This is a genomic window from Thiorhodovibrio winogradskyi (genome assembly GCF_036208045.1).
Classification (GTDB): Bacteria; Pseudomonadota; Gammaproteobacteria; order Chromatiales; family Chromatiaceae; genus Thiorhodovibrio; species Thiorhodovibrio winogradskyi.
Genome location: NZ_CP121472.1, coordinates 3,684,996 through 3,709,958 on the forward strand (window position 1 = coordinate 3,684,996; position 24,963 = coordinate 3,709,958).

Below are 24,963 nucleotides of genomic sequence, written 5' to 3' on the forward strand. Positions count from 1 at the left end.
GCGAAGAGTGAACGCTAAAAGGAACGCGGACATTCCTGTCCGCGAATCGAAATCCAAACACGGTTTGGAAAACCCAAGCTCCGTTAAAGAAAATTCCGGCGAAGATCGGGCTATGAGCGACGCCAATCTCCTGATCAAACCGTTGCCGACTGGATGGGAAAATCACCAGTTCGCCGACGTGTGTGATCGTGTGAAGGACTCACATAAACCGGTTGAAGGAGGTTCCACGCCTTACGTCGGACTGGAACATCTAGCACAAGGCTTTCCGGCGTTTGTCGGTCGCGGAACGGAAAGCGACATCAAATCTTCAAAGACGGCATTTAAAATTGGAGACATTCTGTTTGGAAAGCTTCGTCCATACTTACGCAAAGGAACACAAGCAGATTTCGAAGGCATTAGCTCAACTGACATTCTGGTGTTCCGTGCGGCGGAAATCTGCGAGTCCGATTTCTTAAAGTATCTCATCCATAGCGACGAGTTCATCGGCCACGCCCAATCAACGACGTCCGGGGTTCAGCATCCGCGAACTTCGTGGCCTTCATTACGGGAGTTCCGCCTTTCGCTCCCCCCACTGCCCGAGCAGAAGAAGATCGCGCACATCCTTTCGACGGTGCAGCGGGCGATCGAAGCGCAGGAGCGGATCATTCAGACCACCACCGAGCTGAAAAAGGCCCTCATGCACAAGCTCTTCACCGAAGGCCTCCGCAACGAACCCCAAAAACAAACCGAAATCGGCCTCGTCCCCAAAAGCTGGGAAGTTTTGACCGTTCAAGACCTCGTCGACCGGAACATTCTTGATAAGCCAATCGATGGAAACCATGGCGAAATCCATCCGAAGGTCTCGGACTTCGTTCCAGAGGGCATTCCGTTCATCATGGCGTCCGACCTAAAAGGCGGCTCGGTAAATCTCAAAACCTGTAACTTCATCACGAAGGAAAGGGCTGATCGCCTACGCAAGGGTTTCTCTTTGCCCGGAGATGTTTTGATCTCCCACAAGGCTACTATCGGAGAAACGGCTATCGTTCCAGAGATTGAGCATTACATCATGCTGACGCCACAGGTCACCTACTATCGCGTGTTGGATCGCGACGCATTGTCGAATCAATACCTGCGCTGCTACTTCGATTCTCCGACATTCCAAAAGCCGTTGAAGAACGTCGCTGGCGACGGATCAACAAGAGCCTACATCGGTATCACGAAGCAACGCGGCCTTCCCGTTCTTCTTCCGGAAATCGACGAGCAGCGGGAACTCGCAGACGTTTCAGGGCGCCTCGACGAAAAGATCCGTCAAGCCATCGCGAAGAAGAATGCTTTCTCCGACCTCTTCCGAACCCTCCTACACGAAATGATGAAAGCGAAGACTCGCGTTCACAAACACGATTTTCCGCAGGAGGACATACCGCATGATTGAAAGGATCGTAATCAGCAATGTCGCGACTTACGGCACCAGTCCGAAAGCGCTGAGTGATCTAAAGGAGATTAACTTTGTCTATGGTTCCAACGGAACCGGCAAGACAACGATCTCCCGGGTTATCGCGGACTGTGCATCGCACACGAATTGCTCGCTCATTTGGCGAGGAGGCTCACCAATGGAGCTTCTCGTTTACAACCGGGATTTCGTGGAACGGAATTTCAATCAGCCTGACGAGCTGAAGGGCATCTTCACACTCGGCGAGAAAGACAAGGCGACGCTCGACAAGATCGACGCGGCGAAGGGCGAACTTGATGAAATCAAGAAGAAGATCGTCCAGCTAAAGTGCGTGCTCCATGGCGAGGATGGAAATGGCGGGAAAGGTGCCGAACTTGCAGATCTGGAGGACACATTTGAAGGCAAGTGCTGGGATCTCAAATTGAAGCACGACGATAAGTTGCAAGGAGCGTTTGCTGGCGTCCGAGGAAAGAAAAGCGCCTTCAAGGCACGCCTCCTTGCGGAATCCGCATCAAACTCGTCGGCGGCTGTTTCTCTCCCCGATCTCGAGAACAAAGCCTCTACCGTTTTCGGGGAAGCTCCACAGGCAGCCCTGACCTTGGCAGTTCCGAATGGGGCTGAACTGCTCGCCCACGAAACCAACGGGATCCTGAAGAAAAAGCTGATCGGAAAGACGGACGTCAACATTGCTGCGCTCATCCAAAAGCTCGGTAATAGTGATTGGGTTAAGCAGGGCCGCGACTACTACGACCCCGATGAACGTGTCTGTCCATTTTGCCAGCAAGACACGCCGCCATCCTTGGAAGACAGTTTGAACGAGTATTTCGACGAGACATTTCTCGCGGACTCTGCCTCCATCGAAAAACTTTACACTGATTACAAAACAGATTCCGGGCGGCTCCAGCAAAACGTTCAGACACTCCTTGATGATCCATCAGAATTTCTGGATACGGAAAAACTTCAGTCCGAAAGCGAGCTGCTCGCCTCAAAAGTTCGGATAAACATCCAGCGCATCGAAGAGAAACGGCGTGAGTCGGGCAAATCCATCGAGCTTGACTCCCTGCAAGACGTTCTGAGTGCGGTTACAAAGCTTGTTGAAGAGGCAAACACTGCGATTCAGAAGCACAATACAATGGTTGCGAATCTTGCAGCCGAACGCACTCTGCTAACCGGCCAAGTGTGGCGATACTTGCTCGATCATGAAATCAAGGCTGACTTGGCAACCTATACCGCCCAGAAGTCGGGAATCGAGAAGGGCATTAAAAACCTCGAAACTCAAATCGCGGACAAGACCAAGGAACTGCGAACCAAAGACCAGGAGATAAAATCTCTGGAGAAGGATACGACGAGCATTCAACCGACAATCGACGGTATCAATGCTTTGCTACACTCTTTCGGCTTCACCGGTTTTGCCTTGGCGAAATCGGAGAGGGAACCGTTTTACAAAATTCAGCGTCCAGATGGCTCGGACGCCAAGGAGACGCTCAGCGAGGGAGAGACGAGCTTCATCACGTTCCTTTACTTCTACCACCTCCTCAAGGGAAGCGAGACCCAGACGGGAATGACTTCCGACCGGGTTGTTGTCTTTGACGATCCAGTCTCAAGCTTGGACAGCGACATTCTGTTTATCGTGAGCAACCTTATAAAGGGCGTGTTCGATGAAGTGCGGAATGGAGGCGGGACGATAAGGCAGGTTTTCGTGCTGACGCACAACGTATATTTCCACAAGGAGGTCTCGTTCCACCCCAAGCGATGCGCGGACGGGCGCTTGAAGGACGAGACGTTCTGGACGGTAAGAAAATCAAACCAGGAATCAAAGCTTCGGCATCACGAGACGAACCCGATCAAGACGTCCTATGATCTTCTCTGGACTGAAGTGCGCAATCCTGACCGAGACAATCTCGCGATTCAGAACACGATGAGGCGGATACTTGAGAACTACTTCAAGATCCTTGGGAACGTCGACCCCGATGACATCAGCGCCCATTTTGAGGGCAAAGAAAAGCTGATCTGCCGGTCGTTGTTCTCTTGGGTCAACGATGGATCACATTTTGCCCACGATTCTCTTTACGTCTCGATCGACGACTCAATGGTCGAAAGCTATTTGAGCGTCTTCAAACGCATCTTCGACGAGACTGGGCACATCGCCCACTACAACATGATGATGGGCGAAACTGCGGCTCCCGCAGCAGTCGAGGCTGTGAATTCAGCGACACCGCTTACCTGAACCATGCCCACACCCGGAGAACGCAAAGCCGTCCAAACCCGGATCCTCGCCTCCGCCGAGGCCATCGGTTGGACAATTGTGTTCCGCGAGAAAGCCGAGCGCCGGCGCGGGTTTGATCTGGACGCGCCGCCCGCCGACCGCGCCAAAAAATACCGTTCGATCTTCTTCGACGACCTGCTCGACGCCAAGGTGCGGGAATTCAACCCGCTTTCCGCCCAGACCGAGGGCGCGTTGCTCGGGCAGTTACGCCGTCTCCGGACCAACATCTGCGCCAACCGGGAATTCATCGAGCACCTGCGCAACCGGGGCAAATGCTTCGACCACCTCGCAGATGTTCATTGTCGGCGGTCAAACCGCACACCTGATGCTTTTCGGACTAAAACCCATGAACAACACGCTGATCGAGGCTGAACTTCCTACGGAGCTTGCAGCTCAAGCCCAAGCATTTGTCGCGGCAGGCTGGGCGACGGACTTCAATGACCTGCTGGCGGAGGCGCTACGGCGATTTCTTGAGTCCCATGAAGCATCGGTGACCGAATCCTTTATCAAGGACGATATAGAGTGGGGTCTCCATGGAAGAGACTGACCAGCGACCGCCGCTGGTAGTCTGTGATGCGGGACCGCTCATTCACCTGGACGAAGTCGGGTGCCTGGACCTGTTGGCTGACTTCCCAGTTGTCTTGGTGCCGGGTGAGGTTTGGCGCGAAGCGCAGCGGCACCGGCCGAGTGTGCTAGTTCAATCTGTTGTGACACTGCGGCAGCTCACATCCACTCGACCCGTGCCGCCCGCACTCGCCGCCATGGCCCGGCTCCTTTCCCTGCATGCAGGGGAAATGGAGGCGCTTCGGGTTGCGCTGGAGCATGATCCCGCTCTGTTGTTGACCGATGACACGGCGGCACGCCTGGCAGCCCGCAATCTCTTGATCAGGGCGCATGGAACACTCGGCATTCTGCTGCGCGCGATCCGTCGCGGTCAGCGGTCGAAGGACGAGCTGATTGAGGTGCTGCGAGAACTGCCCAAAAAATCGACCCTGCACCTGAAGCGCAGTCTTCTGGACGATGTGATCCGCGAAGCCGAAAGACTCCCCTGATACCAATGCCAACCCCCGGCGAGCACAAGACCGTTCAGTCGCGAATTCTGGAATACGCTCAGGCCGTCGGTTGGACCTTTGTGCCCCGCAAGCAAGCGGAGCAGCGGCGGGGGTTTGACCCCGACGCGCCAGCCGCCGACCGCGCCAGGAGCCGCTCCCTCTTCTTCGACGACCTGCTCGCCGCCAAGGTGCGGGAATTCAACTCGCGCTACATCGAGGCCGGGGGCGCGTTGCTCGGCCAGTTCCGCCATCTGCGCGCCGACATCCATGGCAACCGGGAATTCGTCGAGTATCTGCGCAACCGGGGCAAGTTCTTCGACGTGGATGCGAAGCGCGAGCGCGACCTGATCCTGATCGATTATGAGCATCCCGAAAGGAACGTCTACGAGGTTACCGAGGAATGGGCCTTTCACAACGGCCACCATGGCACGCGCGAGGATGTCGTCTTTCTCATCAACGGCATCCCGGTGCTGGTGATCGAGTGCAAGAACGCCAACAAGGACGAGGCGATTGCGCTGGGGGTGGACCAGATCCGGCGCTATCACCGCGAGACGCCCGAGCTGTTCGTACCACAGCAGCTGTTCACCGCCACCGATGCCATCGGTTTTTGCTACGGGGTTAGCTGGAACACGGTGCGGCGGAACATTTTCAACTGGAAGGACGCGGAGGTCGGCAAGCTGGAGGCCAAGGTGAAGGGCTTCTGCGCCATCCCGCAAATGCTCGGCTTCCTGAAGGATTACATCGTCTTTGCCGAGAAGGACGAGGAGCTGAACAAGTACATCCTGCGCCAGCACCAGACCGGCGCGGTGGAGGCGGCGGTCCGCCGCGCCCTTGATCCCCTGCGCACCCGCGGTCTGGTATGGCATACCCAGGGCAGCGGCAAGACCTTCACCATGATCAAGGCGGCGGAGCGCTTGTTCCGCGCGCCCGAGGCGGACAAGCCCACCGTGCTGCTGATGATCGACCGCAACGAGCTGGAAGATCAGATGCTGAAGAACCTCGCGGCGCTGGGCCTGGGCAATCTGGAGCACGCCGGCAGCATCGCCCGGCTCAACCAGCTGTTGCGCGACGACTATCGCGGCATCATCCTGACCATGATCCACAAGTTCCGCGACATGCCGGCGAACCTCAACAGGCGCGCGAATATCTACGTGCTGATCGACGAGGCCCACCGCACCACCGGCGGCGATCTCGGCAATTTTCTGATGGCTGGTCTGCCGAACGCGACCTTCATCGGCTTCACCGGCACGCCGGTGGACAAGACAGCTTACGGCAAGGGCACCTTCAAGACCTTCGGCAGCGAGGACGACCAGGGCTACCTGCACAAGTATTCCATTGCCGACAGCATCGAGGACGGCACGACACTGCCGCTCTACTACCAGCTCGCGCCGAACGAGATGCTGGTCCCGCACGAGACGCTGGACAAGGAGTTCTTGTCGCTGGCCGAGGCCGAGGGGGTAGCGGACATCGAGGAGCTGAACAAGATCCTCGAGCGGGCGGTGAATCTGAAGAACTTTCTCAAGGGCAAGAAACGGATCGGGAAGGTGGCCGAGTTCGTCGCCCGCCACTATCGCGAGAACGTCGAGCCGCTCGGCTACAAGGCGTTTCTCGTCGGCGTGGACCGCGAGGCCTGCGCCCACTACAAGCACGCGCTGGACAAGTTTCTCCCGCCCCAGTATTCGGAGGTCGTCTATACCGGCAGCAACAAGGACTCGAAGCGGCTGAAGGCATTCCATCTCGAACCGAAGCGGGAGCGGCAGATCCGCAAGAGCTTCAGCAAGCTCGACCAGCAACCCAAGATTCTCATCGTCACCGAGAAACTGCTGACCGGCTTCGACGCGCCGGTGCTCCATGCCATGTATCTCGACAAGCCGATGCGGGATCACACCCTGCTGCAGGCCATCGCCCGGGTGAACCGCCCCTATGAGAACGAGGCGCGGGAGATGGTGAAGCCCCACGGCTTCGTGTTGGATTTTGTCGGCATTTTCGACAACCTGGAAAAGGCGCTGGCCTTCGATAGCGACGAGATCAACGCCATCGTCAAGGACCTGAAGCTGCTCAAGGTGCTGTTCAAGAACAAGATGGCGTCCGAGGCTCCGGCCTACCTCGGCCTGATTGAGCGCCACTTCAACGACAAGGACGTGGACACCCTCATCGAGCACTTCCGCGACCCCGAGCGGCGCAAGGCGTTCTTCAAGGCGTACAAGGAAATCGAGATGCTCTACGAGATCATCTCGCCCGATGCCTTTCTGCGGCCTTTCATGGACGACTATGCCACCCTGTCCGCCATCTACGCGGTGGTCCGCAAGGCGTACAGCAAACGCGTGTCGGTGGACCGAGATTTCCAGCGCAAGACCAACCAGCTGGTGCAGGACCAGGTCAGCATCTACGAGGTGCAACGCGTCGACGGGCTGGTCGAGATCAATGCCGAGACCATCGAGCTGATCAAGCAGCGCCAGGGCGGCGACGCCACCAAGGTGATCAACCTGATCAAGGGCATCGAGCGCAAGGCCGAGGAGGAGAGCGAGGACCCCTACCTGATCGCCATGGCCGAGCGCGCGCGGGCGGTGCAGGATGCCTTCGAGAGCCGCCAGCTCGACACGGCGGAGGCCCTGGCGGCACTGCTGCGGGAGGTCGAGTCGAACGAGACCCGAAAGCAGGAGCAGGCCGAGAAGTCCTTCGATGGCCTGACCTATTTCGTCTACCGGACCCTGTTGGATGCCGGCATCGGCAACCCCGAGGCCGTCAGCCGCAAGATCCGGCTGGCCTTTGGGGAATTCTCCAACTGGAAGCGAAGCGAGAACGCCTTGCGCGAGCTGCGCAAGCAGGTGACCTTCGCGCTCTTGGCCGAGACGGAGGATCTGGACCGGGTCACGACATTGGTGGATGAGCTATTCACACTGCTCGACAAGGCGCAGCGGATCTAACGGGATGGCCGATGCCGCGCGCAAACAGGCATTCAAACACCGGGTCCGCCATTGGGCGGATCGGTTGGAGGTGCGGGTGGTCCAGCTCAGCGTCCGTCCCATGCGCAGGAAGTGGGCGTCCTGCTCCACCAAGGGTCGGCTGAATTTCAACGACGCACTGCTCGGGCTGGATACCGAGCTATGGGACTACGTCATCGTCCACGAGCTGCTGCACTTCTCGGTACCCAATCACGGCAAGCTCTGGAAGAGCCTGATGCAGGCGCACCTGGGGGATTACGCGGCAATGGAGCAACGGTTGGCCGAGATGGCCAGCTCGGCACGGGCATGACGGCCCGCCGCTCCTTGAGGATCTCATGCAGACGGTTTGCCTTAGAAGTCGAGCCAACCGCCAATCGCCCAGGCGCCGAGTCCAACTCTTTCTCCGCGCATGAGGATGTCGTGGTGCTGGCCGCCACCAATCGGCCGGATGTGCTCGACCAGGCACTGTTGCGTCCCGGACGCTTCGACCGCAAGGTCTATCTGGAAATGCCGGATCGCGAAGCGCGCCTCGCCATCCTCAAAATCCACGCGGCCAGGGTGGCCATGGCGGAGGATCTGGATCTGGCGCGGGTGGCCGAGCGCACGGTCGGTTTTTCCGGGGCCGATCTTGAGAACCTGGTCAACGAGGCCGCCTTGCTCGCCGGGCGGGCGCGCAACCAGGAGGTCGGAATGTCCGAGTTCACCCGCGCCCGCGACAAGATCGTGCCGGCGTGTGGCGGTGAGTCCGGGCTGGTCTAAGCCGCGCTGAAATCCTTAAGAAGCTGATCCGTTTTCGCCGCCATCACGAAGTCATTGCGGTGCAGCCCGCCGATTTTGTGGGACCACCAGGTGACGATGACACTGCCCCACTCGGTCGTGAGCTTCGGATGATGGCCTTCGCGCTCGGCGATCTCGCCAACACGGTTGGTAAAGGCAAGCGCTTGGACGAAGTCGGGGAACTCGAAACCTCGCTCGAGTTGACGCACCCCGTCACGGGTTTCGACCCGCCAGTTCGGGATCTCGGTCATCAGGTCGTTCATCTCCTGAGCGGAGATTTGCGACGCATCGACGCGGCACGCATCGCAGGATTCTTGGCTGAGTGTTGTCATAGAATTTCTCCTCGTGTTTTAACCCTTGATGATACGCGAGTCTGTTGGCTCGATGCAGTTTACAGCGGTCAATTCAACTTCTCGATCACACCGCAGGCAATGCGCGGCCCGGCCGCGCCAGCGGGTTGAGACTGGTAATCATCCGGGCCTTGATGAATGACCACTGCAGCGCCGTCGTCATCAAAGATTTGCGCGTCCATGTCCGAGACGCGCGTCATCACCTCGAGATTCAACTGGCCGCTATCCGGCACATGGATATTGGGCATGTCGCCAAGGTGCGGCCCTGCCTCGGGAATGTAGCCGTGTGCACGTGGCGTCTCGCCGGTGAGATGACCGCCAGCGGACTTGAACGGCGGTTCACACAGGCCCGTCTCATGCAGATGGAAGGCATGCACGCCGCTCGGCAGACCATCAAGCTTTGCGTAAAGCAGCACCCCATTCGGGGTCTCGGCCATGGTGATTTCTCCGACCTTGTTGCCGTCGCGATCATGCAGTTGGCTTTCGCCCAGGGTCGCCGTGGCGCCGGCCGGAAGGCTGAGCAGCATTCCAAGGCAGGTCGCGGGCAAGACAAGCCATGCATGGCGACGAAACGATGTGGAATTTGTGTGAGGCATGAGTAAGTCTCCTTAATGCTGGGTTGATGGACTTTCAGGAATCTCTGACAAACAGCTCCGCGGGTCGCGCCCGCGAAGCCCTTGCGCGCCCACCAGTCGCAGGGCAAGCAACCAGGATGCCGATCCCGATGATCCTGCGTCGCGCTCCAGGCATCGCGCGCCCGAAGGCGCTTTCCGTGCCACGACGGCCGGTGGTCACGACCCCATCACGGGGTTCTTTCCACCACCTCCGGTGGAATTGCCCCACTCCAGTCGTTCCCTAGCCCCAAGACTTTTTCCTCGGCAAACCACTCGCCGCGCGTGAAGGCTCCGCCCGAGCACTCGCGTTGCCCCCCGGCAGCGCGCGGTTTGCCGACCAAGGCACCCTTCTTGCAACCCGGTTGGGGAGCGCATTGCAGCGTGCCGGTCGTTTCGGCGACCGCGCGCGTTGCAATCCCTTTCAAACCCTCAACCAAGGAGCCGAACCCCGATGGCCGATTCGACCAAGGGTCTGCATGAAGACCCGGCTGAACTCAGCGCACTGACCCAGGACGTGCATCGCGCGCTTGTCTCTCTGCAAGAAGAACTCGAGGCGGTCGACTGGTATCGCCAGCGCGCCGAGGCCTGTCGCGACGGCGAGTTACGCGCGGTGCTCTTGCATAACATGCGCGAAGAAATCGAGCACGGCGCCATGGTGCTGGAATGGCTGCGCCGCCGCGATGCCGCCTTCGATGAGCATCTGCACACCTACCTCTTCACCGAAGTACCGATCACCGAAGCCGAGGAAGCCGCGACCCAGGGCGATGCACAGACCGCCGCGGAAAACCCCGCTCGCGAGCGCCGCCCGGCGCCGCCGCGAGGACTCACCCTTGGCAGTCTGAAACAACCCAACCAGGAGGTTTAAGAATGAGTAATCTGAATCGCGAGGCCGCTGGCCTGCCCGAATCCGTCTGGGAACGCATCGATGCGAGCGCGCTCGATGCGGCGAGCGACCTGCTCACCGGGCGCCGCTTCCTGGATCTCGACGGCCCTTATGGCCTGGGGCTGACCAGTCTCGAGGCGGGTCCGGAAACCATGGCCGAGGATGCCAGTGACGACCTGGCCGCGACCATTGGCAGTCGCGCGCTGCCGGTGCCGCTGCTGCAACGCTCATTCAGCCTGAGCCGCCGCCGCATTGAGGGACACATGGACCTCGGGCTGCCGCTCGATCTGCGCGCCGCCGAGGACGCCGCCGAAGCCGTCGCCCGCCGCGAAGAGCAGGTCATCTACCAGGGTGTGCCGGAACTTGGCCTGGAAGGTTTGCTAAACGCCAGCGGCCGTGCCACCTCGCCCGCTGGCGATTGGACCCAGGTCGAGCAGGCGCTCGATGATGTGCTAAACGCGGTCAACCAGCTCGACGCCAATGGCTTCAGCGGCCCTTATGCCCTGGCGCTGTCGCCGGCCCGTTACAACGCCCTGTTCCGCCGCTACCAGTGCGGCGACATGCTACAAGTCGACCATCTGCGCCGCCTGTGCGAGGCCGGCGTCCATAAGGCCCCCATCGACGGCGCCGTGCTGGTCGACCCGCGCGTTGGCGAGCTCAAGATCGGCCAGGATCTGCGCGTCGGCTTCGCCGCCAGCGACGGCATCCATCTGAAGCTGTTTATCTCCGAAAGCCTGGTGTTTCTACTCGATGATCCAGCGGCGATCTGTACTCTGGACGGCGACGGCTGAATCGGGCGCGACCTCGACATGATGTTGCCCGCTATTCGTTCGTTGATCGCATGGCGCCTTAGGTTCTTGCCGTAGCCATCCAGATAAAAGCTGCGATAGGCATCGTCGAACAGGATGCAGCGGGTATATTCGGCATGCAGCGCGAAGTCCGCCGGAATCTTCTTGCATCAAGCCCGAATCACTTGCACACAGCGCCCGCCCGGGCTGCGCACCTGCTCGACGCTGGTGCGCTCGGCGATGGGCGGCTGTCCGGCGCGGCGGTCGAACAACACCAGCCAGCCGTTGTCCAGTCCCAGGCCGGCCAGATAGCCGTCAAGCTGGATTAAGCCCTGCGTGAGTGGATCGGGACGACCGTCGCGCCAGACTTTCAGCTCCAGGCCGAGGGTCGTCTCGCCATGGCGCAGGCACAAATCCATGCGCCCCGCGCCGATGTCATACTCGCGCTCAAGGCTGCCGCCGCCATTCACGACCCGATGCAAAAAGGCCATGAGCACCAGGTGCGGGGCGATTTCAGCATAGGGTGCGCTACGCAGCAGTGGCTCCCCGTGCTGGCGCCAGAAGTCGAGAAAGGCCTTTAGCAGTCGCTCGGGGTCGAGCCGGCCTTGGGCATCGAGCCAGATGGGAGCACTCCGCGGCAGCGAATCTTGCGGCCCCGATGCCAGCATGCGCGGCAGCACTTCGCGATAGATGGGATTGGCCACCTCCAGCCCGCCGCCCTGGGCGCGGCGCAGCAGACCAAGGTCGACCAGGTCGTCGCGATCATCCAGAGGCACGCTGTCCAGCGTCTCACCGGCCAGCATCGGCTCGATGACGCGCCGCACCCGCTCCTCGCGCAGCTTGTCGGCAAGCTGATCGAGATGGGTGACGCGCTCGACAATCATGGATTCCTTGGCCGCATCGATCATCGCGACACTGATGGCTCGGCGGCGATCCCGCCCCTCGGGTTGTTCAAAACAGGTGCGATCAGCGAGCGCATTGACCAGCCAGGGCTGGCCTTGGGTCAGCTCCCACACACGCGTGAGCGCCTGGGGGGTGAAGGCCTGACCGGTCTCCTGGGTGTGCTCTTGCAGCAGCCGATGGGTTTCCTCCGCCGAGAAGTCGCCCAACCGCAGCGATTTGGCCTTAACGTTGAGGGCACTGCCGCCGGTGATGGGCGCCGGCTCGGAGCGCGCGTGGATGCGGTAGTCGCGCAGATCGCGCACACCGCACAGCATCACGCTTTGGGGAAAGGGCAGCCCCGGGCGCTGGGTGTAGCCGGTGCGCAGTTGCCGCAGCAGGGACACCAGGGTATCGCCGATCAGGGCATCGACCTCGTCGAGCAGCAGCACGATGGGGCGCTCGGCCGCCGCGCTCCAGCGGGTGAGCATGCCGCTCAGCGCACCGTCGGCGCCCTGTTCAGCCAGGGCCTCGTTAATCCAGGTAAACAGGCGCTCCTCGCCAAGAAGGCCGCGTGCCGAAGCGCCGATAGCGCCACAGATGGCACGCATGGCGCGGGGCACATCCTCACGCGCGGTCTGCGCCGTTTCGATGTTGACATAGAGCGCCTGATACGGCCCGACACGATTAAGATGCTCCATCAGCGCGATCATGCAGCTGGTCTTGCCGGTCTGGCGCGGGGCGTGGAGTAGGAAATACTTCTGGCGCCCGATCAGCCCGAGAATCTCGTCCAGATCCCAGCGCGTGAGCGGCGGCAGGCAGTAATGCTGGGTGCAGTGGACTGGCCCTTCGGTGTTAAAAAAGCGCATCTTGACGGTGCTCCGGCGAAACAAGAGTCAGTAGCCAAGCATAGCAGCCCTTGGCGCTAACCTTGGATTCCGAGCGAGGATGGCGTCGGGTGAATCTTGCTCACCCAGGGTCATGCCAGCAAACGCCAAGCTGCTCGGGCGCTTCAAGCCCTCAGTCGCCTGAATCAGGATAGACGCGCACCTGTGCGCGCTCATCTAGGGCCACCGGGCTTGGCATGGGCGGCGCCGTGCGCAGCTCCCGCGCCGAGATCGCCAGGTACAAGGTTTCCTCTTGACGGTTGAGCGAGTTGATCGACTGCCTCGGCAGCAGGCATGGCAGTTCGCCCTCCTCGCCGAGTGCCACCTCAAGATACATCAAGGCCCAATCACGGTCATCCAGCACCAGGTCGTTGATCCTTATCGCCACACCGTCGGCGGTTTCGGCGGACCAACCGAGCAGGGTTTCGGCGCGCAGCAGGTCATCCGCCGACAGATTAGTCTCGGCGCCGAGATCCGCCGCGACCTCGCTCTCCAACTCATCGGTTGGCGCCGGCGGCGGATCGACCACGTCTTCCGGATCGATCTCGGCACGCCAATGCGCCTCCCAGGACGCTGGCAGTGCCGCTTCGTCGCCAAAACCGGCGAGTCCGTCCTCCATGACCAAGGCTGGACTCGATGCGAGCATCTCCGCATCGACGTCCAGCTCAAGCTCGGCACGCGCCGCGCCATAGCCGGTGACCATGCGCGGGGCGATCAGCAACTCGCGCTCCGGCGCCCAGCCTTCCGCCTCGGCCACAAGCAGGCGGGCCGTCCAGGAATCGCGATCAAACAGCAGATCGCGCAGACCAGCGGTCAGGCCGTCGGTGGTGCGCAAGCGCCAGCCAAGGAGGGTATTCACTGAAAGAAAGTTCTGATTCATTACTTGCTCCGTTTACCCATCGCGCCCGCCGTGCTTGCGGTGACTTGAAGCCACAGGCTCGACCTCCCTGTCGCGCCACACCGCGTGACAGCCAGGCGAACAAAAGGCCAGCGTATAGTCCTGCCCCTCGGGATGCAGCGCCTCGTCGGGAGGAATCTCGCGTTGGCACTGCTCGCAGTGCAAAGTGTGGGGCCAGTGGCTTGCCTGGCCCGGATGCTGGTCAATGGGACTCTGGTCAATGGGACTGTGATCAGTTGGATTGTGATCAGTTGGATTGTGATTCATTGGGTTGTCACCGATTGAGTTGTCATCCTTGACTGACAGCCTAGCCCTCCGCCTCCCAGCCGGTCATGCCGCGGAGTACACCTTGTAGACCTCTCGCTGACCGCGTGCCTTGAGCACGCTGGCCGCGACCGAAGAGCGATAGCCACTGTGCCGACCCAGGTCGCGCGCTTCGGCAAACTAGATCTCGACAGCGCGGCGCACATCGAGCACCAGTGCCTCGCCGCTGTCCTCCGAACCGACGAGATAGGAAGCATGCCCAAGGCTGGGCAAATAGAACTGTTTGAAAACCATCAGTGCGCTCCGCAAGGCTGTTGGCAGGCTCGGGTGAACCCGTCCAAGGACCAACCGCGCTGCAAAGGCCGCGCCAAGCTTGGAACGCACAGAATCTGGGCGCCAAGACCGCCAACCGCGGCCTCAACCAGCCTGTCTTGGGGTGGAGCACACTCACCTGACTGGACCAATTCAACCGGAGACTGGGGCAAATGCCCAATCGCGCAGGCGCAGTGTGCCGATACGCATGACCGAAGGCTCGGCGCCCGCGCCTTCGCTGCCGCGAGAGCGCTGGGATTGGCGTGATGGCGACCTGACTTGGCATGATCGCTGCTGATCCATTGCCTCATTGCCGGCGATCAGCGTCACCTGAAACGGCTACCCCTTGCCTCCTGTTCCCGTTTTCAACCCCGCTGATCGCTCTCCCTTTTCCAAACCCCTTTTCCAAACCCCTTCTCCAAACCCCTTCTCCAAACCCCTTCTCCAAATCAGGGAGTCCAAACATGACCAAGCACCCACTTCAGCAAACAACGCAGCAACAGAAACCCATCGCCGCCCTCGCCGCCGTCCTCTTTGCTGTGGCGCCCTTGGCCGCTCCACTGCAAGCACAGACCAAACTCCCGGATGCCGGGGAACGCATTCCGGGCTCGGATGTCGCGTTGGAAGCGCGCTTAATCACGGCTTACAGCCTCAATGAGTATCTGAATCCCTACGACCTGAAGGTGGACGTCGAGAAAGGCCTGGTGACCTTGCGCGGATCGGTGCCGAGCGAGGTGCAGCGCTGGCTGAGCGAACGCCTGGCGCGTGACCTGGGTATTGGCGGCGCCATCGACAACCAGCTCGAAGTCACTGCGGTCGTCGGCGACGCCACACCAAGCGACCTCTATCGCCTGGTGGCGGACACCAATACCACCACTCGAGTGCAATTGCGTCTGCTATGGAACCAGGCCACTGGCGATCAGCCCATCCTGGTCAGCACCTCCGATGGGCGGGTCCGGCTTCATGGCACAGCGGGCAGCGAACGCGCAAGCGAGGCGGCGCTACGCCTGGCGAAGCAGACCAACGGAGTGCGCTCGGTCAATAATGACATCAAGATCGAACAGAACCCCTCGGCGGCCAGCGCCAATCTAACACTGGATAACACGGATGCCGGCATTGCCGAGCGCCTGCGCGAGAGCTTGCGCTTCGACACCCGGGTGCCGGCGCGCGACATCGACACCAAGGTCCGCGACGGCGCGGCCATTCTGACAGGGAAGGTGCAAACCGAGACTCAGCGCGAACAGGCGAGCGCCATCGCCAACCGTCTGGTCGGCGTGACCCGAGTTGAGAATCGCCTGCGTGTCGAACCTCAGGCTTAAAGGACCCTTGGGCGGCCCTTCACCTGGCAACCCGTGACTGAGTCTCTGTCATCGGCGTCGCTGGCGATGAACCGCACTATTCGCTATTCGCCGTCGATGCATAGAGATTCAATTCCAATTCCGGGGACATACTTAATTCCTAGGCGCGGACCGACAAATGGTGAATTCCAGTAACAGTTTACCGAACAGCAATGCCGGAGACCATCCGCGCCGAGATCGACTGGCGCCATCAATGGATTTTACCGATGATATCATGATATCATTCCCGGCAAGAAACCCAGAAACATTCTGTGCTCTATGGCTCAAGTCATCGTTCGAAATCTTGACAATACGCTGAAAAACTTGCTCAAAAAACGTGCACAGCGCCACGGCTGGAGCATGGAGGAAGAGGTCCGGCAGATTCTCCGTCGCGCGATGAACGAAGAACCGGCACCGGAACCTCGTCTGGGTTCGCGTATTGCTGCACGTTTCTCGGGCATCGGCTTAGAAGCGCCATTGCCGGAAGGTCAGGGTCAACAGATCGATCCTCCCTGCCTTTGACAGATGATTATCCTCGATACCAACGTGCTCTCGGCACTGATGCAGCAGCAGCCCGATGCCGTTGTGGTTGGATGGCTAGATAGACAAGCGGCGGAAACCGTCTGGATTAGCAGCATCACCCAGTTCGAGGTTTACTACGGGTTGAATGTGCTTGCTGATGGTCAACGAAAGATCTTATTGCATCAGCGCTTCAATGAAGTGGTGCAAATAGATCTTGCCAACCGCATCGCGGTTTTTGACGTACGCGCTGCCAACCATGCAGCACAACTTGCCGCGGATCGCAAAATGCGTGGTCGTCCCGTTGATATCCGCGACACCTTCATTGCCGGTATTGCCATCACCCATGGCGCGACGCTCGCAACGCGTAATACTAAGCATTTCGAGGACTTGCCAAACTCTGTGGTCAATCCGTGGGCAGGCTAGCTCGCGGGGGTTGAATTAAAAAAACTATGCAGGCCATCCAAGTCTAAGTCTCGAGATTCATCCTGTATATAGACCGACACTATCGGTCTGGAAAATAATTTTGAGTCGCTTGCTTTTTTGGGGGAAAGCTGGCGGTCGTGGAGCATGTTTGCCGCTGCTCGATGCCCGAGCGCGCCTCGCCGCGCAAGGGTGCTAGGCCTAAACCACCGCTCGGCTGGGCGTCGCGCAACATCGCCGTCAAGCGCCGCGATCATGATGCGCGGCCTCGACTTCCTCGTCACGGTAGTGCGGATCGGTCCAGGCGCGTGGCAGCGCCTCGCCGGAGGGAAACTGCAGCGCCTGTTTGGCGACGGATTCAGCATCCTGCACTTCCTCGCCGTAGTGTAGGCGCATCGCGACCTGTTCGTGCAGTGGATTGATCAGGTCTTGCAGCTCAACGACCTGCATCAGCTTTCCGGTTGAAGTGTGTTTGAGAAACATGGGACCTCCTGGGTCAGTGGGTGATGGGGATCGTCTTTCATCATCGTGGTACTCACAAGTATCAGCCCCGCGCCGCTTGCCAGTAGCATTGCAGGCGTCGGTCGAGCTGCTTCGGCTTCTCCGCGTACAGGCGAGAGCCGAGTCCATGGGCGGCCTCGCGAAGTTGCGCGCTGCGCTGCGCGCTCAGCGCGAGCAGGATCTGCTCGGGGTCGCGGTTTGGGCTGAACGCATCGGCCTGGTCGATGAGCTGCTCGAGCACCGCAAGATCGTGGTCATCGCCAAGCAGGTCGCCGAGGTGCTTGGCCTCCTTGTAGGTCGCTTTGAGCACGCGTGGCCAGGCCGCGCGTACCAGTCTCAGGTGATAGCGCAAATACTTGGCGCGCTTGCGCCATTCATGGAAAGCCGCGACGCTCGGCTGCGCGTAGGCATCCTGCATGGCCCGACGGCCGCGTTGGTAGGTCTTGTGCAAGCCGGCCCCGATCAATGACCAACCGGCTTCCCCGTGCGCATCGGCGTGAGCACGATCAGTTGGAAGCACCCACTCCGGAACGCGCTCGCGGGCCGCGACCAGGGCGGTGCGCGCCAGATCAAGCTGCTCGTCGAGTGCTTGAGCACCGGCCGCGACCGAGGCCTTGTGATCCTCGAACCCTTGCCGCAGTGGCGCGAGCGACTCAGGATCGAGATTCGCGCGGAAATGGTCGATCAAGGCGTCAAAGGTCTCGATCGCCGCCTCGGCATCGCGCAGCCCCGAGAGCGCGGCGGCGGCATCGCGAAAGACCGCGTTTTCCTGCTTGTAGAGACTCGGCACCGCCGGTCGAATCAGCCGCAGCAGGCCGCGCAGCTTTTTGCAATCCTTGCGAACCTCGTGCACGGCTTCATGGGGCGCGGCCTCGGCGGCTTCGATCTGGGCAAGCGCATGATCGATCAAGTTGATGGCAATGCGTCGGACCTCGGCGTCAAGCGGCTGTGCTGGGTCGAGTTCGTAGGCCATGGGCCTCCGACCGCCGCTGGGTTCGGCGTTGCTGTTGGGCATGGAATCCTCCGTTGGTCTGGGACTTGCGCACACTTGCCCGGGTGCCGGCGACGGGCCGCCGGCCGGCACAGGTCGGCGCCATCAAGCGGCGATGGCCAGCGCCTCACGCTCAATCTGCCGGCCCGAGAGCCGATGGCGCTCCAGCAGTTGTTCTGGCGCGCCAGAGCGCGGATCCCCGCTGACCCCAAGCCGGAACACCCGAGCGAGCCGCCCGATCTGGGCCGCGACCGCGTCACCAAGCCCAGCGTCGCGATGATGGTCCTCGACCACCAGCAGGGTTCCGGTCTCCTCGGCGGCCCGCTGCAGGGTCGCCACATCGAGCGGCTTAATCGAGTAGGCATCGATCACCCGCGTGTGCACGCCCTGCTCGCGCAGGCGCGCGCTCGCCTCCAGGGCGGTGTGAACCGTGATGCCGGCGGCCACCAGGGTGAGGCGGTCATCGAGCGATTCCACCAGGGTCTTGCTACCGCCGATCTCGAACCGCTCGTCGGACGGGTAAAGCACCGGCGTCTTGCCGCGGGTGGTGCGCAGATAGACCATGCCGTCGTGCTCAAGCCCGGCCTCGGTCAAGCGCTCGGCGCTGACGCCATCGCTGGGATAGAGCACCGTGGTGCCATTGAGGGCACGGAACATCGCGATGTCCTCAAGCCCCATCTGCGAGGGGCCGTCCTCGCCGATCGACACCCCGGCATGGCTGCCGCAAATCAGCATGCGCGGATGTTGCGAATGGGCCGCCATGCGGATGCTGTCGAAGGCGCGGGTCAGAAAGGCGGCGAAGGTCGCGACACAAGGCCGCTTGCCGCTGGCGGCAAGGCCAAGCGCCACCCCAAGCATGTTCTGCTCGGCGATCCGCGCCTCGACAAAGCGTTCGGGATAGGTCTCGGCGAACAACTCGGTCTTGGTGGAGTTCTTCACATCGCCATCGACCACGACGAGATCGGCGAAACGGCTGCCGAGCTTCCGCAGCGCCGTGCCGAAGGCGGCGCGGGTCGCGACCTCCTCGCCGCGTTCATACGCGACCTTCAGCGGCGGTTGACTGTACTCTTGCGCGTCTTCCCTGGTGTTCCGAGCGATGGTCGCGCGCCTCGGCTCGGCACGCGGCACGCGGCGCGGCTCCATCTCTAGGCGGACCTCCGGCGCGGCGATCCCGGCGAGCGCTTGGGCCAACTGCTCCTCGTCGAGCGCCTTGCCGTGCCAGCCCGCGGCGCCTTCGAGGAAGGAGACCCCCTTGCCCTTGATGGTTCGCGCGATGATCGCTGTCGGACGGTCCCCGGGAGCCCCGGAATCGGAGGCTCGCGTCGCCTTGAGCGCCGGCAGGATGGCGGCGAAGTCGTGGCCGTCGATCTCCAGCGCGCGCCAGCCGAAGGCACGGAAGCGCCCGGCCAGCACCGAGGTGTCGTGCCCGTAGGGGGCCGGTCCGCTTTGCGCGAGGCCATTGGCATCGACGATGGCGACGACCTGCCCGAGTCCTTGATCGGCGGCGAATTGCGCCGCCTCCCAGACCGACCCCTCCGAGCACTCGCCATCGCCGAGCAGGCAGAACAGCCGAGCCTCGATCCCGTCGAGGCGATCCGCCAAGGCCATGCCATTGACGGCGGAGAGGCCCTGCCCCAGGGAACCGGTGGCGACCGGAATCCAGGGATTGCGCGGGGTCGGATGGCCCTCCAGATCGCTGTCGTGCTGTCGAAGGGTGAGCGGATCGGTGCTGATCGCCCCGGCCTCGAACAAGGCCGCCCACAGAATCGGCGCGGCATGGCCCTTGGAGAGCAGGAAGCGATCCTGGTCGCGAGCGCCGGGCGCGCTCGGGTCCCAGCGCATCTCGTGGAAGAACAGCGCGGTGATCAGGTCGGCGCACGACAGTGATGATGTCGCATGACCCGAGCCGGCATGACTGGTCATGCGCAGCACCGATGCGCGCAGACGCTTGGCTTGGCCGAGCAGCGGCGAGGCACGCCCCGTCGCCGCCCGGGCATCCCGGAAGCGCTCCATGCGCTCGGCGAGTCGCTGTAGCAGCTGATCATAGGGGTCGATGAACTTCTGCACCCCGTCGGCGACCAGCTGATGGGTGATGGCATCAAGGTCGATCGCGAGGTTGCGCTCCAGGCGCTCGAGCAAGGTCGCCGCCTCGGTGAAGCGCTCGGGCGCCGGCACCTCAATGCGGCCGTGGTCGTTGAAGGCGTCCGCGGTCGCCTCGGGCATGGTCGAGATGGTCTCCGGCAGGATCAGTGCGTCGATGTAGTGGGTGTCCGACAGGCTCGGGTCCTTGGTGCCGGTACTGGCCCAGACCAGCCGTTGCGGACGCGCGCCGGCCTTGGCCAATCGCTGCCAGCGCTCGCTCTCGCCGACCTCGCGATAACGCGCATAGGCCAGCTGGGCGTTGGCGACCGCGGTGCGCCCGAGCAGGGACTCGGCCTCGGCGACAAGGCCCGCGCTGACCCGCGCACCCATGCGCTGGCGCAGTTCGCGATCCACGGCGGTGTCGATCCGGCTCAGGAAGAAGCTGGCCACCGAGGCGACGCTATGCAGATCCTTGCCATCGCGCAGCCGCTGCTCCATGGCACGCAGGTAGCATTGCAGGGTCTCCTCGTAGGCATCGCGGCCGAACAGCAGGGTGATGTTGACCTTGATGCCATCCACCAGCAACGCCTCGACCGCATCCAAACCTTGCGGCGTACCCGGCACCTTGATGAACAGGTTGGGACGCCCGACCCGGTCCCAGAGTTCGCGCGCCTGTTGCCGGGTCGCGACCGCGTCGTAGGCCAGGTGCGGCGAGACTTCAAGACTGACGAAGCCGTCCAGGCCGTCGCTCGCCTCATGGAGCGGCAACAGCAGATCACAGGCATCGCGCACGTCATCGGTCGCCAGGCGTTCGTAGACGGCCTCGGCCGGGGCCGAGCCGTCCTCCGCCAGGGTGTTGAGCGCGGCGGCGATGCGCGCATCATAGGCCGGCGAGTCCGCCATGGTCTTGGCGAAGATCGCAGGATTGGAGGTGATCCCGGACAGACCCTGCTCGCGGATGCGCGAGGCCAGTTGGCCATTATCGAGCATGTCGCGTGACAGGCTGTCGAGCCAGAAGCGCTGGCCGTGGTCGTTGAGCTTGGCGAGTTGGTGATGCGGCATGCTGGTTTCCTCCCGATGATGCTGGTTGGGTCATTGACTGCGTCACAGATGCTCTGCAAGAGCGAGGCCAAATCACCAAACAGGCCACCAGACAGGCCACCAGACAGGTCACCAAGGGAGCGGAGCCGCGTCCAGAATGGCCGGGCGCGGGCTCGGCCATTTTCCCCGACACCGGGCAATGGGCGGGGGGAAATGCCCCGCCAATGGCGCAAAACACCCGCCCGCGCGGGTGTCGCCCCAGCCACGGGATGCCGCACGCCTGCCGCAGCCCCGGCGCGTCAATACAGCCGAACCGAGCGGCCCGCCGACAGGTCCGGCACGCCTGGCACGAAACTGGCTTGGTGTGATGGGCACTTCATTCACTCGTCTCATCCCACAACAGGAGAAAACGCGATGTTGCATCCAATCCTCCAACCCCTGATTGCATTGATCGCCGGAATTCTGATCCTGGTCCGGCCCGCGCTGCTCAGTTACATCGTCGCGATCTACCTGATCGCCGTCGGCGTGCTTGGGCTGCTTGGCATGGCTGGGGGCTGAAGGGGAATCCGCCTTTTTCGTCCTGCCTGCTCCCGTGCCAGGGCCGTCGCGGGGCAAAGCGGTAGTGGCTCTCATCGTCGACTCTGTGCACCATGGGGCGCGCCGACACTGGCAGTCTTCGGCGGTCTTCCGCTCGGGCGCGCCCCGGTCCTGGACCGGAGCGCGCCCCAGGCGCAAGGCGCCCTTGCCATTTCCCGCTGCGCGCCCTCCCGATGCGCAAGCCCGTGAGCGGATGCTCGCCGGTGATCGTGCGCGGACCGCCCGGCTGCGCACCCGAACCGAGGTTTAACGCAGCGGGGTCTTAAACAGCCGCTCCGGCAAACGCGCCCGCACGCCATCGGCATCATGGCGGGTCAAATCCTTATCGATCTCAAGCACGACCTGGCGGGCTGTCTCATCCGGCAAGCGCTTGCGCAGCAGGCCGAGAAAGGCCGGCGGCGCCACCAGCCCGAGCATCTCGAAGCGCTGCTCGGCTCTGGCCTGATCCAGGATCTCGGCGAGCCGTTTGGCGAAGCGCTCGGCCTCGACATCTCCCGGCTGCGTGCTCGGCTCGAGCGTGTGGCCTCCTTGCCCAGCCGAGCCGAACCCCCGACCGGGGCGGTCCGTGACCAAATCCTGGTCCAGGAGGCGGCTGTTGGGCTCGATGAAATCCTGGATTTCGGTGAGCGGGCCGCGCGAACTCTCGGCCGCGTAGAGCGCGGCACGACCGGCATCGGCCACGATTAACCAGAGTTTTGAATTAGGATTAGGCATCAGGACCTCCGAATGAGATCGTCAAAGGAGCGCCCGCGCTGGACGCCGACCGAGCGTCGACTGGACGCCGACTGGGCGACCATGGGCGCGGGCGCATGTTTGGCCGGCAGGCTCGCCGAATCCGACGAGTCCATGATCCGAGCCGGGCAATCATCCGAGCCGATCCATCAGCTGCTGCTCGACAAGGTCACCACCGAGTCCGCGACCAATTCACGCCCCTTGAAGAGGCCATCATCGATATGACCGGTCACGCTCACGCGGTCGCCGGCCTCGATTTTCTGATAGCCCTCATCATCGAGTGGGTTGTAGCTCATCTCCCCGACATCGACGCGCACCTGGCGCAGGCCGGTATTGACCATAAACTCCTCGGAATTGACCTCGGTCACGATGCCTTGAACAGTCATCGCCGAGATCACCACCGGCGTCGAGACGGTCACGATGACATCCCGGATGTCTTCCTCATCAACGGCCGAAGCATAGAAGGTGGTGCCAATGTTTTCGACATAGACACTGCTTGCCTCCAGGGTTCGCGCCTCGAAAAGATCATCGTCGATGCGCCCGTTAACCGTGACCTTATCGCCGTGGATCAATTTGTAGGCATCCGCGTCGCGATCACCATCATCCATTTCGACGGTCATGAGGCCATCGCCGTAATTCAGCACGAAAGCGTCGGCGGTCACCTTCTCGACGGTCCCGCTAACACTGAGCCAGCTGTCATCGGGCGCGGTCATTGGGTCCGCCGCCCAGGTCGCTGTCGCACCCGTCACGGCCAGGGCCAGCGCGGAAAGGGTGGTCAGTTGTTTGGCATCGAATCGCATGAAAACCTCCGGTTGTTACTATTTGACATCAATGATCAAGGGCGAGCCAGCAGGCGCCAGATTCAGCAGACATTGGACTCGGCGCCCTGACTCGCTCCCAACCCAGTATTGAAGGCTCATCATTGGGCGAGCCCATTGCCATGGGCGAGCGCATTTGGATCGCCTCCCTCGGCATGGGCAAGCCTGATGATCAACAACGATGAGCAACCAGGACCAGCAATAGCAATGCCAAATGATCCTGAGCGATCCTGAGCGATCCCAATGCGCGGCGGCGCGGCGACGAGCACCTAGGCATCCCTGGGGTGGCATCCCTGGGGTGGCATCCCTGGGGTCGAACAAAACGCCGCGCTTCGAGGCACGCGCCCGCGGCCGAGACCCGCCGGCCGGAACCTCAAAGTGGTGTTCTCGCCCAATCCAACGCGTGATTTCAACCATCAGGGTTGTTTTGCCCTGATTGGCGCTTGCGCCTTGGTCGTCTGACGCCCTGTTCCGTCCCGGGTCATCGCCGCCAGTTGCGAGACCGATCCCACGCGCGCGACAAGATCGCGCGGCGGAATCGGCGCGAAGTTTGCTGTGCAAGATTCACCCGGCAATGATTCAGGCTGATCCTGAGTCAGTCCTGATAAGGGCCGCAACCTCGGCCGGGCCGGCCAGCCTTAACCCAGCAATGGAGACAACCATGAGATTCCCCACCGCAACAAGATTCGTCACCGCAACCACAAAGCGTTCAACATTAACGAGAGCATTAAGCCTCGGTGTGCTCGCCCTCGCCTTCGCGCCAGCACTCAGCCCGCTACTCGCCCAGGACAGCGCGCCGCCGGAACCCGGCATGGGACCCGGCATGGGACCCGGCATGGGCCGGGCAATGGGCCGAGCAATGGACCAGGGAATGGGCTGGATGGGCGGTCAAATGCCGAGGTTCTCGTCCTTCGATGCCGACAATGATGGCCTGATCACCAAGGACGAGTTCGACAGCGGCCGGGCCGAGCGCATCAAGGAACGCTCGCGGCAGGGGGCTCAGATGCGCAACCTTGCCAAAGCGCCGTCCTTTGATGACATCGATCAAAACGACGACGGCCAGATCGACAAGCAGGAGTTCGAGAGCGCGCAGCGCCAACAGCAGCGCGAGCAGCAGCGCATGATGCAACCCTAGGCTAGGCGACTGGGCAACCCAGATGCGCAACCACGCCGCGCAGACACCCGGCCCCCTTTGCCATTGGCGAGCGGAGCCGGGCGCGATCATCGCCGATGGCATCCCGCGCATCCGGGTCGCCCCACGGGTCGGCTTGCGCCAATTCACAGCTGGCCGCTCGGCCCGGCCACCAACGGTCTCTGGCTACGCGGCTCCTGGAAGCTCGCGGTAGTGCGCGCGCAGCGCATCGATCACGCTCCAATGATCATCGGTTAGCCTCATCCCGAGTTCGTCAGCCTTCTCTTGCGCCCATTCACGACTCCATTCCGCAAGGTCGTACTCGCGGTCCGCCTGCAGCGGACTTGAGGTATCGGGATTGTTGATGACTTGCTTGATATCGGTCATGGTTGGTCTCCACGCGGTTGCTTCAATAAAGGTGGCGCCTTGTGGTAGCAGCGCCAGGA

Annotated in this window: 26 protein-coding genes and 1 pseudogene; 15 read left to right on the top strand and 12 right to left on the bottom strand. The window is 61.8% G+C overall.

Going from position 1 to position 24,963, the window contains the following annotated elements:
• Nucleotides 1-7: 7 nt before the first annotated feature.
• From Thiowin_RS16895 to Thiowin_RS16930, 8 genes and pseudogenes are all read left to right on the top strand, one after another.
• Nucleotides 8-1,411: a restriction endonuclease subunit S gene (locus Thiowin_RS16895; protein WP_328984140.1), complete on the top strand. Its 1,404-nt coding sequence runs from the start codon at nt 8-10 to the stop codon at nt 1,409-1,411.
• Nucleotides 1,404-3,656, top strand: a complete 2,253-nt coding sequence (locus tag Thiowin_RS16900; RefSeq protein ID WP_328984141.1) for an AAA family ATPase — start codon at nt 1,404-1,406, stop codon at nt 3,654-3,656. The genes Thiowin_RS16895 and Thiowin_RS16900 overlap by 8 nt, the downstream gene beginning before the upstream one ends.
• A 78-nt stretch (nt 3,657-3,734) precedes the next feature.
• Nucleotides 3,735-4,067 carry a hypothetical protein gene (locus Thiowin_RS16905; RefSeq protein WP_328984142.1) on the top strand — a complete coding sequence of 111 codons (333 nt, stop codon included), beginning with the start codon at nt 3,735-3,737 and terminating at the stop codon, nt 4,065-4,067.
• Nucleotides 4,042-4,242 (top strand): CopG family transcriptional regulator, encoded by a 201-nt coding sequence (locus tag Thiowin_RS16910; protein ID WP_328984143.1) that lies wholly within the window; start codon nt 4,042-4,044, stop codon nt 4,240-4,242. The genes Thiowin_RS16905 and Thiowin_RS16910 overlap by 26 nt, the downstream gene beginning before the upstream one ends.
• Complete coding sequence (locus Thiowin_RS16915; protein WP_328984144.1) at nt 4,229-4,747, top strand: DNA-binding protein; 519 nt, start codon at nt 4,229-4,231, stop codon at nt 4,745-4,747. The genes Thiowin_RS16910 and Thiowin_RS16915 overlap by 14 nt, the downstream gene beginning before the upstream one ends.
• Nucleotides 4,748-4,752: 5 nt before the next feature.
• Nucleotides 4,753-7,674, top strand: coding sequence for a type I restriction endonuclease subunit R (locus Thiowin_RS16920; protein ID WP_328984145.1), 2,922 nt, complete (start codon nt 4,753-4,755; stop codon nt 7,672-7,674).
• Between the two features lie 4 nt (nt 7,675-7,678).
• Nucleotides 7,679-8,002: a M48 metallopeptidase family protein gene (locus Thiowin_RS16925; RefSeq protein ID WP_328984146.1), complete on the top strand. Its 324-nt coding sequence runs from the start codon at nt 7,679-7,681 to the stop codon at nt 8,000-8,002.
• 44 nt (nt 8,003-8,046) lie between these two features.
• Nucleotides 8,047-8,418, top strand: a pseudogene (locus tag Thiowin_RS16930) (AAA family ATPase); the annotation flags it as partial.
• Nucleotides 8,419-8,447: 29 nt separating this feature from the next.
• Here the strand turns inward: Thiowin_RS16930 and Thiowin_RS16935 are convergent.
• The 3 genes from Thiowin_RS16935 to Thiowin_RS16945 form a co-directional block, all read right to left on the bottom strand.
• Nucleotides 8,448-8,801, bottom strand: a complete 354-nt coding sequence (locus Thiowin_RS16935) for a 4a-hydroxytetrahydrobiopterin dehydratase (RefSeq protein ID WP_328984147.1) — start codon at nt 8,799-8,801, stop codon at nt 8,448-8,450.
• Nucleotides 8,802-8,869: 68 nt separating this feature from the next.
• Nucleotides 8,870-9,415, bottom strand: a complete 546-nt coding sequence (locus Thiowin_RS16940; protein ID WP_328984148.1) for a superoxide dismutase family protein — start codon at nt 9,413-9,415, stop codon at nt 8,870-8,872.
• Between the two features lie 206 nt (nt 9,416-9,621).
• Nucleotides 9,622-9,870, bottom strand: coding sequence for a hypothetical protein (locus Thiowin_RS16945; RefSeq protein ID WP_328984149.1), 249 nt, complete (start codon nt 9,868-9,870; stop codon nt 9,622-9,624).
• A 14-nt stretch (nt 9,871-9,884) separates the two neighbouring features.
• On the opposite strand from Thiowin_RS16945, the gene Thiowin_RS16950 reads away from it, so the two are divergent.
• Both Thiowin_RS16950 and Thiowin_RS16955 read left to right on the top strand, forming a co-directional pair.
• Nucleotides 9,885-10,298 (top strand): encapsulin-associated ferritin-like protein, encoded by a 414-nt coding sequence (locus Thiowin_RS16950; RefSeq protein ID WP_328984150.1) that lies wholly within the window; start codon nt 9,885-9,887, stop codon nt 10,296-10,298.
• Between the two features lie 2 nt (nt 10,299-10,300).
• Nucleotides 10,301-11,107: a family 1 encapsulin nanocompartment shell protein gene (locus tag Thiowin_RS16955; protein ID WP_328984151.1), complete on the top strand. Its 807-nt coding sequence runs from the start codon at nt 10,301-10,303 to the stop codon at nt 11,105-11,107.
• Nucleotides 11,108-11,274: 167 nt separating this feature from the next.
• Here Thiowin_RS16955 and Thiowin_RS16960 read toward each other — a convergent pair whose 3' ends face one another.
• From Thiowin_RS16960 to Thiowin_RS16970, 3 genes are all read right to left on the bottom strand, one after another.
• On the bottom strand, nt 11,275-12,852 hold the full coding sequence (locus Thiowin_RS16960) for an ATP-binding protein (protein ID WP_328984152.1): 1,578 nt from the start codon (nt 12,850-12,852) through the stop codon (nt 11,275-11,277).
• Nucleotides 12,853-13,003: 151 nt separating this feature from the next.
• Entirely contained in the window at nt 13,004-13,750 is a 747-nt protein-coding gene (locus tag Thiowin_RS16965) for a hypothetical protein (RefSeq protein ID WP_328984153.1), read from the bottom strand.
• Nucleotides 13,751-13,762: 12 nt separating this feature from the next.
• A complete protein-coding gene (locus tag Thiowin_RS16970; protein WP_328984154.1) occupies nt 13,763-14,035 on the bottom strand; it encodes a DUF3330 domain-containing protein in 273 nt (90 codons plus the stop codon).
• A 773-nt stretch (nt 14,036-14,808) separates the two neighbouring features.
• Here Thiowin_RS16970 and Thiowin_RS16975 point away from each other — a divergent pair.
• From Thiowin_RS16975 to Thiowin_RS16985, 3 genes are all read left to right on the top strand, one after another.
• Complete coding sequence (locus tag Thiowin_RS16975; RefSeq protein WP_328984155.1) at nt 14,809-15,663, top strand: BON domain-containing protein; 855 nt, start codon at nt 14,809-14,811, stop codon at nt 15,661-15,663.
• Between the two features lie 297 nt (nt 15,664-15,960).
• Nucleotides 15,961-16,203 carry a FitA-like ribbon-helix-helix domain-containing protein gene (locus Thiowin_RS16980; RefSeq protein WP_328984156.1) on the top strand — a complete coding sequence of 81 codons (243 nt, stop codon included), beginning with the start codon at nt 15,961-15,963 and terminating at the stop codon, nt 16,201-16,203.
• A gap of 3 nt (nt 16,204-16,206) precedes the next feature.
• Nucleotides 16,207-16,626, top strand: a complete 420-nt coding sequence (locus Thiowin_RS16985) for a type II toxin-antitoxin system VapC family toxin (protein WP_328984157.1) — start codon at nt 16,207-16,209, stop codon at nt 16,624-16,626.
• 237 nt (nt 16,627-16,863) lie between these two features.
• On the opposite strand, the gene Thiowin_RS16990 is transcribed toward Thiowin_RS16985, so the two are convergent.
• From Thiowin_RS16990 to Thiowin_RS17000, 3 genes are all read right to left on the bottom strand, one after another.
• Nucleotides 16,864-17,106 (bottom strand): acetyltransferase, encoded by a 243-nt coding sequence (locus Thiowin_RS16990; RefSeq protein WP_328984158.1) that lies wholly within the window; start codon nt 17,104-17,106, stop codon nt 16,864-16,866.
• A 61-nt stretch (nt 17,107-17,167) separates the two neighbouring features.
• Nucleotides 17,168-18,139 (bottom strand): CHAD domain-containing protein, encoded by a 972-nt coding sequence (locus Thiowin_RS16995; RefSeq protein WP_328984159.1) that lies wholly within the window; start codon nt 18,137-18,139, stop codon nt 17,168-17,170.
• 81 nt (nt 18,140-18,220) lie between these two features.
• A complete protein-coding gene (locus Thiowin_RS17000) occupies nt 18,221-21,259 on the bottom strand; it encodes a transketolase (protein WP_328984160.1) in 3,039 nt (1,012 codons plus the stop codon).
• 393 nt (nt 21,260-21,652) lie between these two features.
• On the opposite strand from Thiowin_RS17000, the gene Thiowin_RS17005 reads away from it, so the two are divergent.
• Entirely contained in the window at nt 21,653-21,796 is a 144-nt protein-coding gene (locus Thiowin_RS17005; RefSeq protein ID WP_328984161.1) for a DUF3096 domain-containing protein, read from the top strand.
• 285 nt (nt 21,797-22,081) lie between these two features.
• On the opposite strand, the gene Thiowin_RS17010 is transcribed toward Thiowin_RS17005, so the two are convergent.
• Together Thiowin_RS17010 and Thiowin_RS17015 are read right to left on the bottom strand one after the other, a co-directional pair.
• On the bottom strand, nt 22,082-22,549 hold the full coding sequence (locus Thiowin_RS17010) for a host attachment protein (RefSeq protein WP_328984162.1): 468 nt from the start codon (nt 22,547-22,549) through the stop codon (nt 22,082-22,084).
• Between the two features lie 167 nt (nt 22,550-22,716).
• On the bottom strand, nt 22,717-23,367 hold the full coding sequence (locus Thiowin_RS17015; RefSeq protein ID WP_328984163.1) for a hypothetical protein: 651 nt from the start codon (nt 23,365-23,367) through the stop codon (nt 22,717-22,719).
• 679 nt (nt 23,368-24,046) lie between these two features.
• On the opposite strand from Thiowin_RS17015, the gene Thiowin_RS17020 reads away from it, so the two are divergent.
• A complete protein-coding gene (locus Thiowin_RS17020) occupies nt 24,047-24,520 on the top strand; it encodes an EF-hand domain-containing protein (RefSeq protein WP_328984164.1) in 474 nt (157 codons plus the stop codon).
• A gap of 183 nt (nt 24,521-24,703) precedes the next feature.
• Here the strand turns inward: Thiowin_RS17020 and Thiowin_RS17025 are convergent, their stop codons facing one another.
• Entirely contained in the window at nt 24,704-24,904 is a 201-nt protein-coding gene (locus Thiowin_RS17025) for a TusE/DsrC/DsvC family sulfur relay protein (RefSeq protein WP_328984165.1), read from the bottom strand.
• Nucleotides 24,905-24,963: the final 59 nt, after the last annotated feature.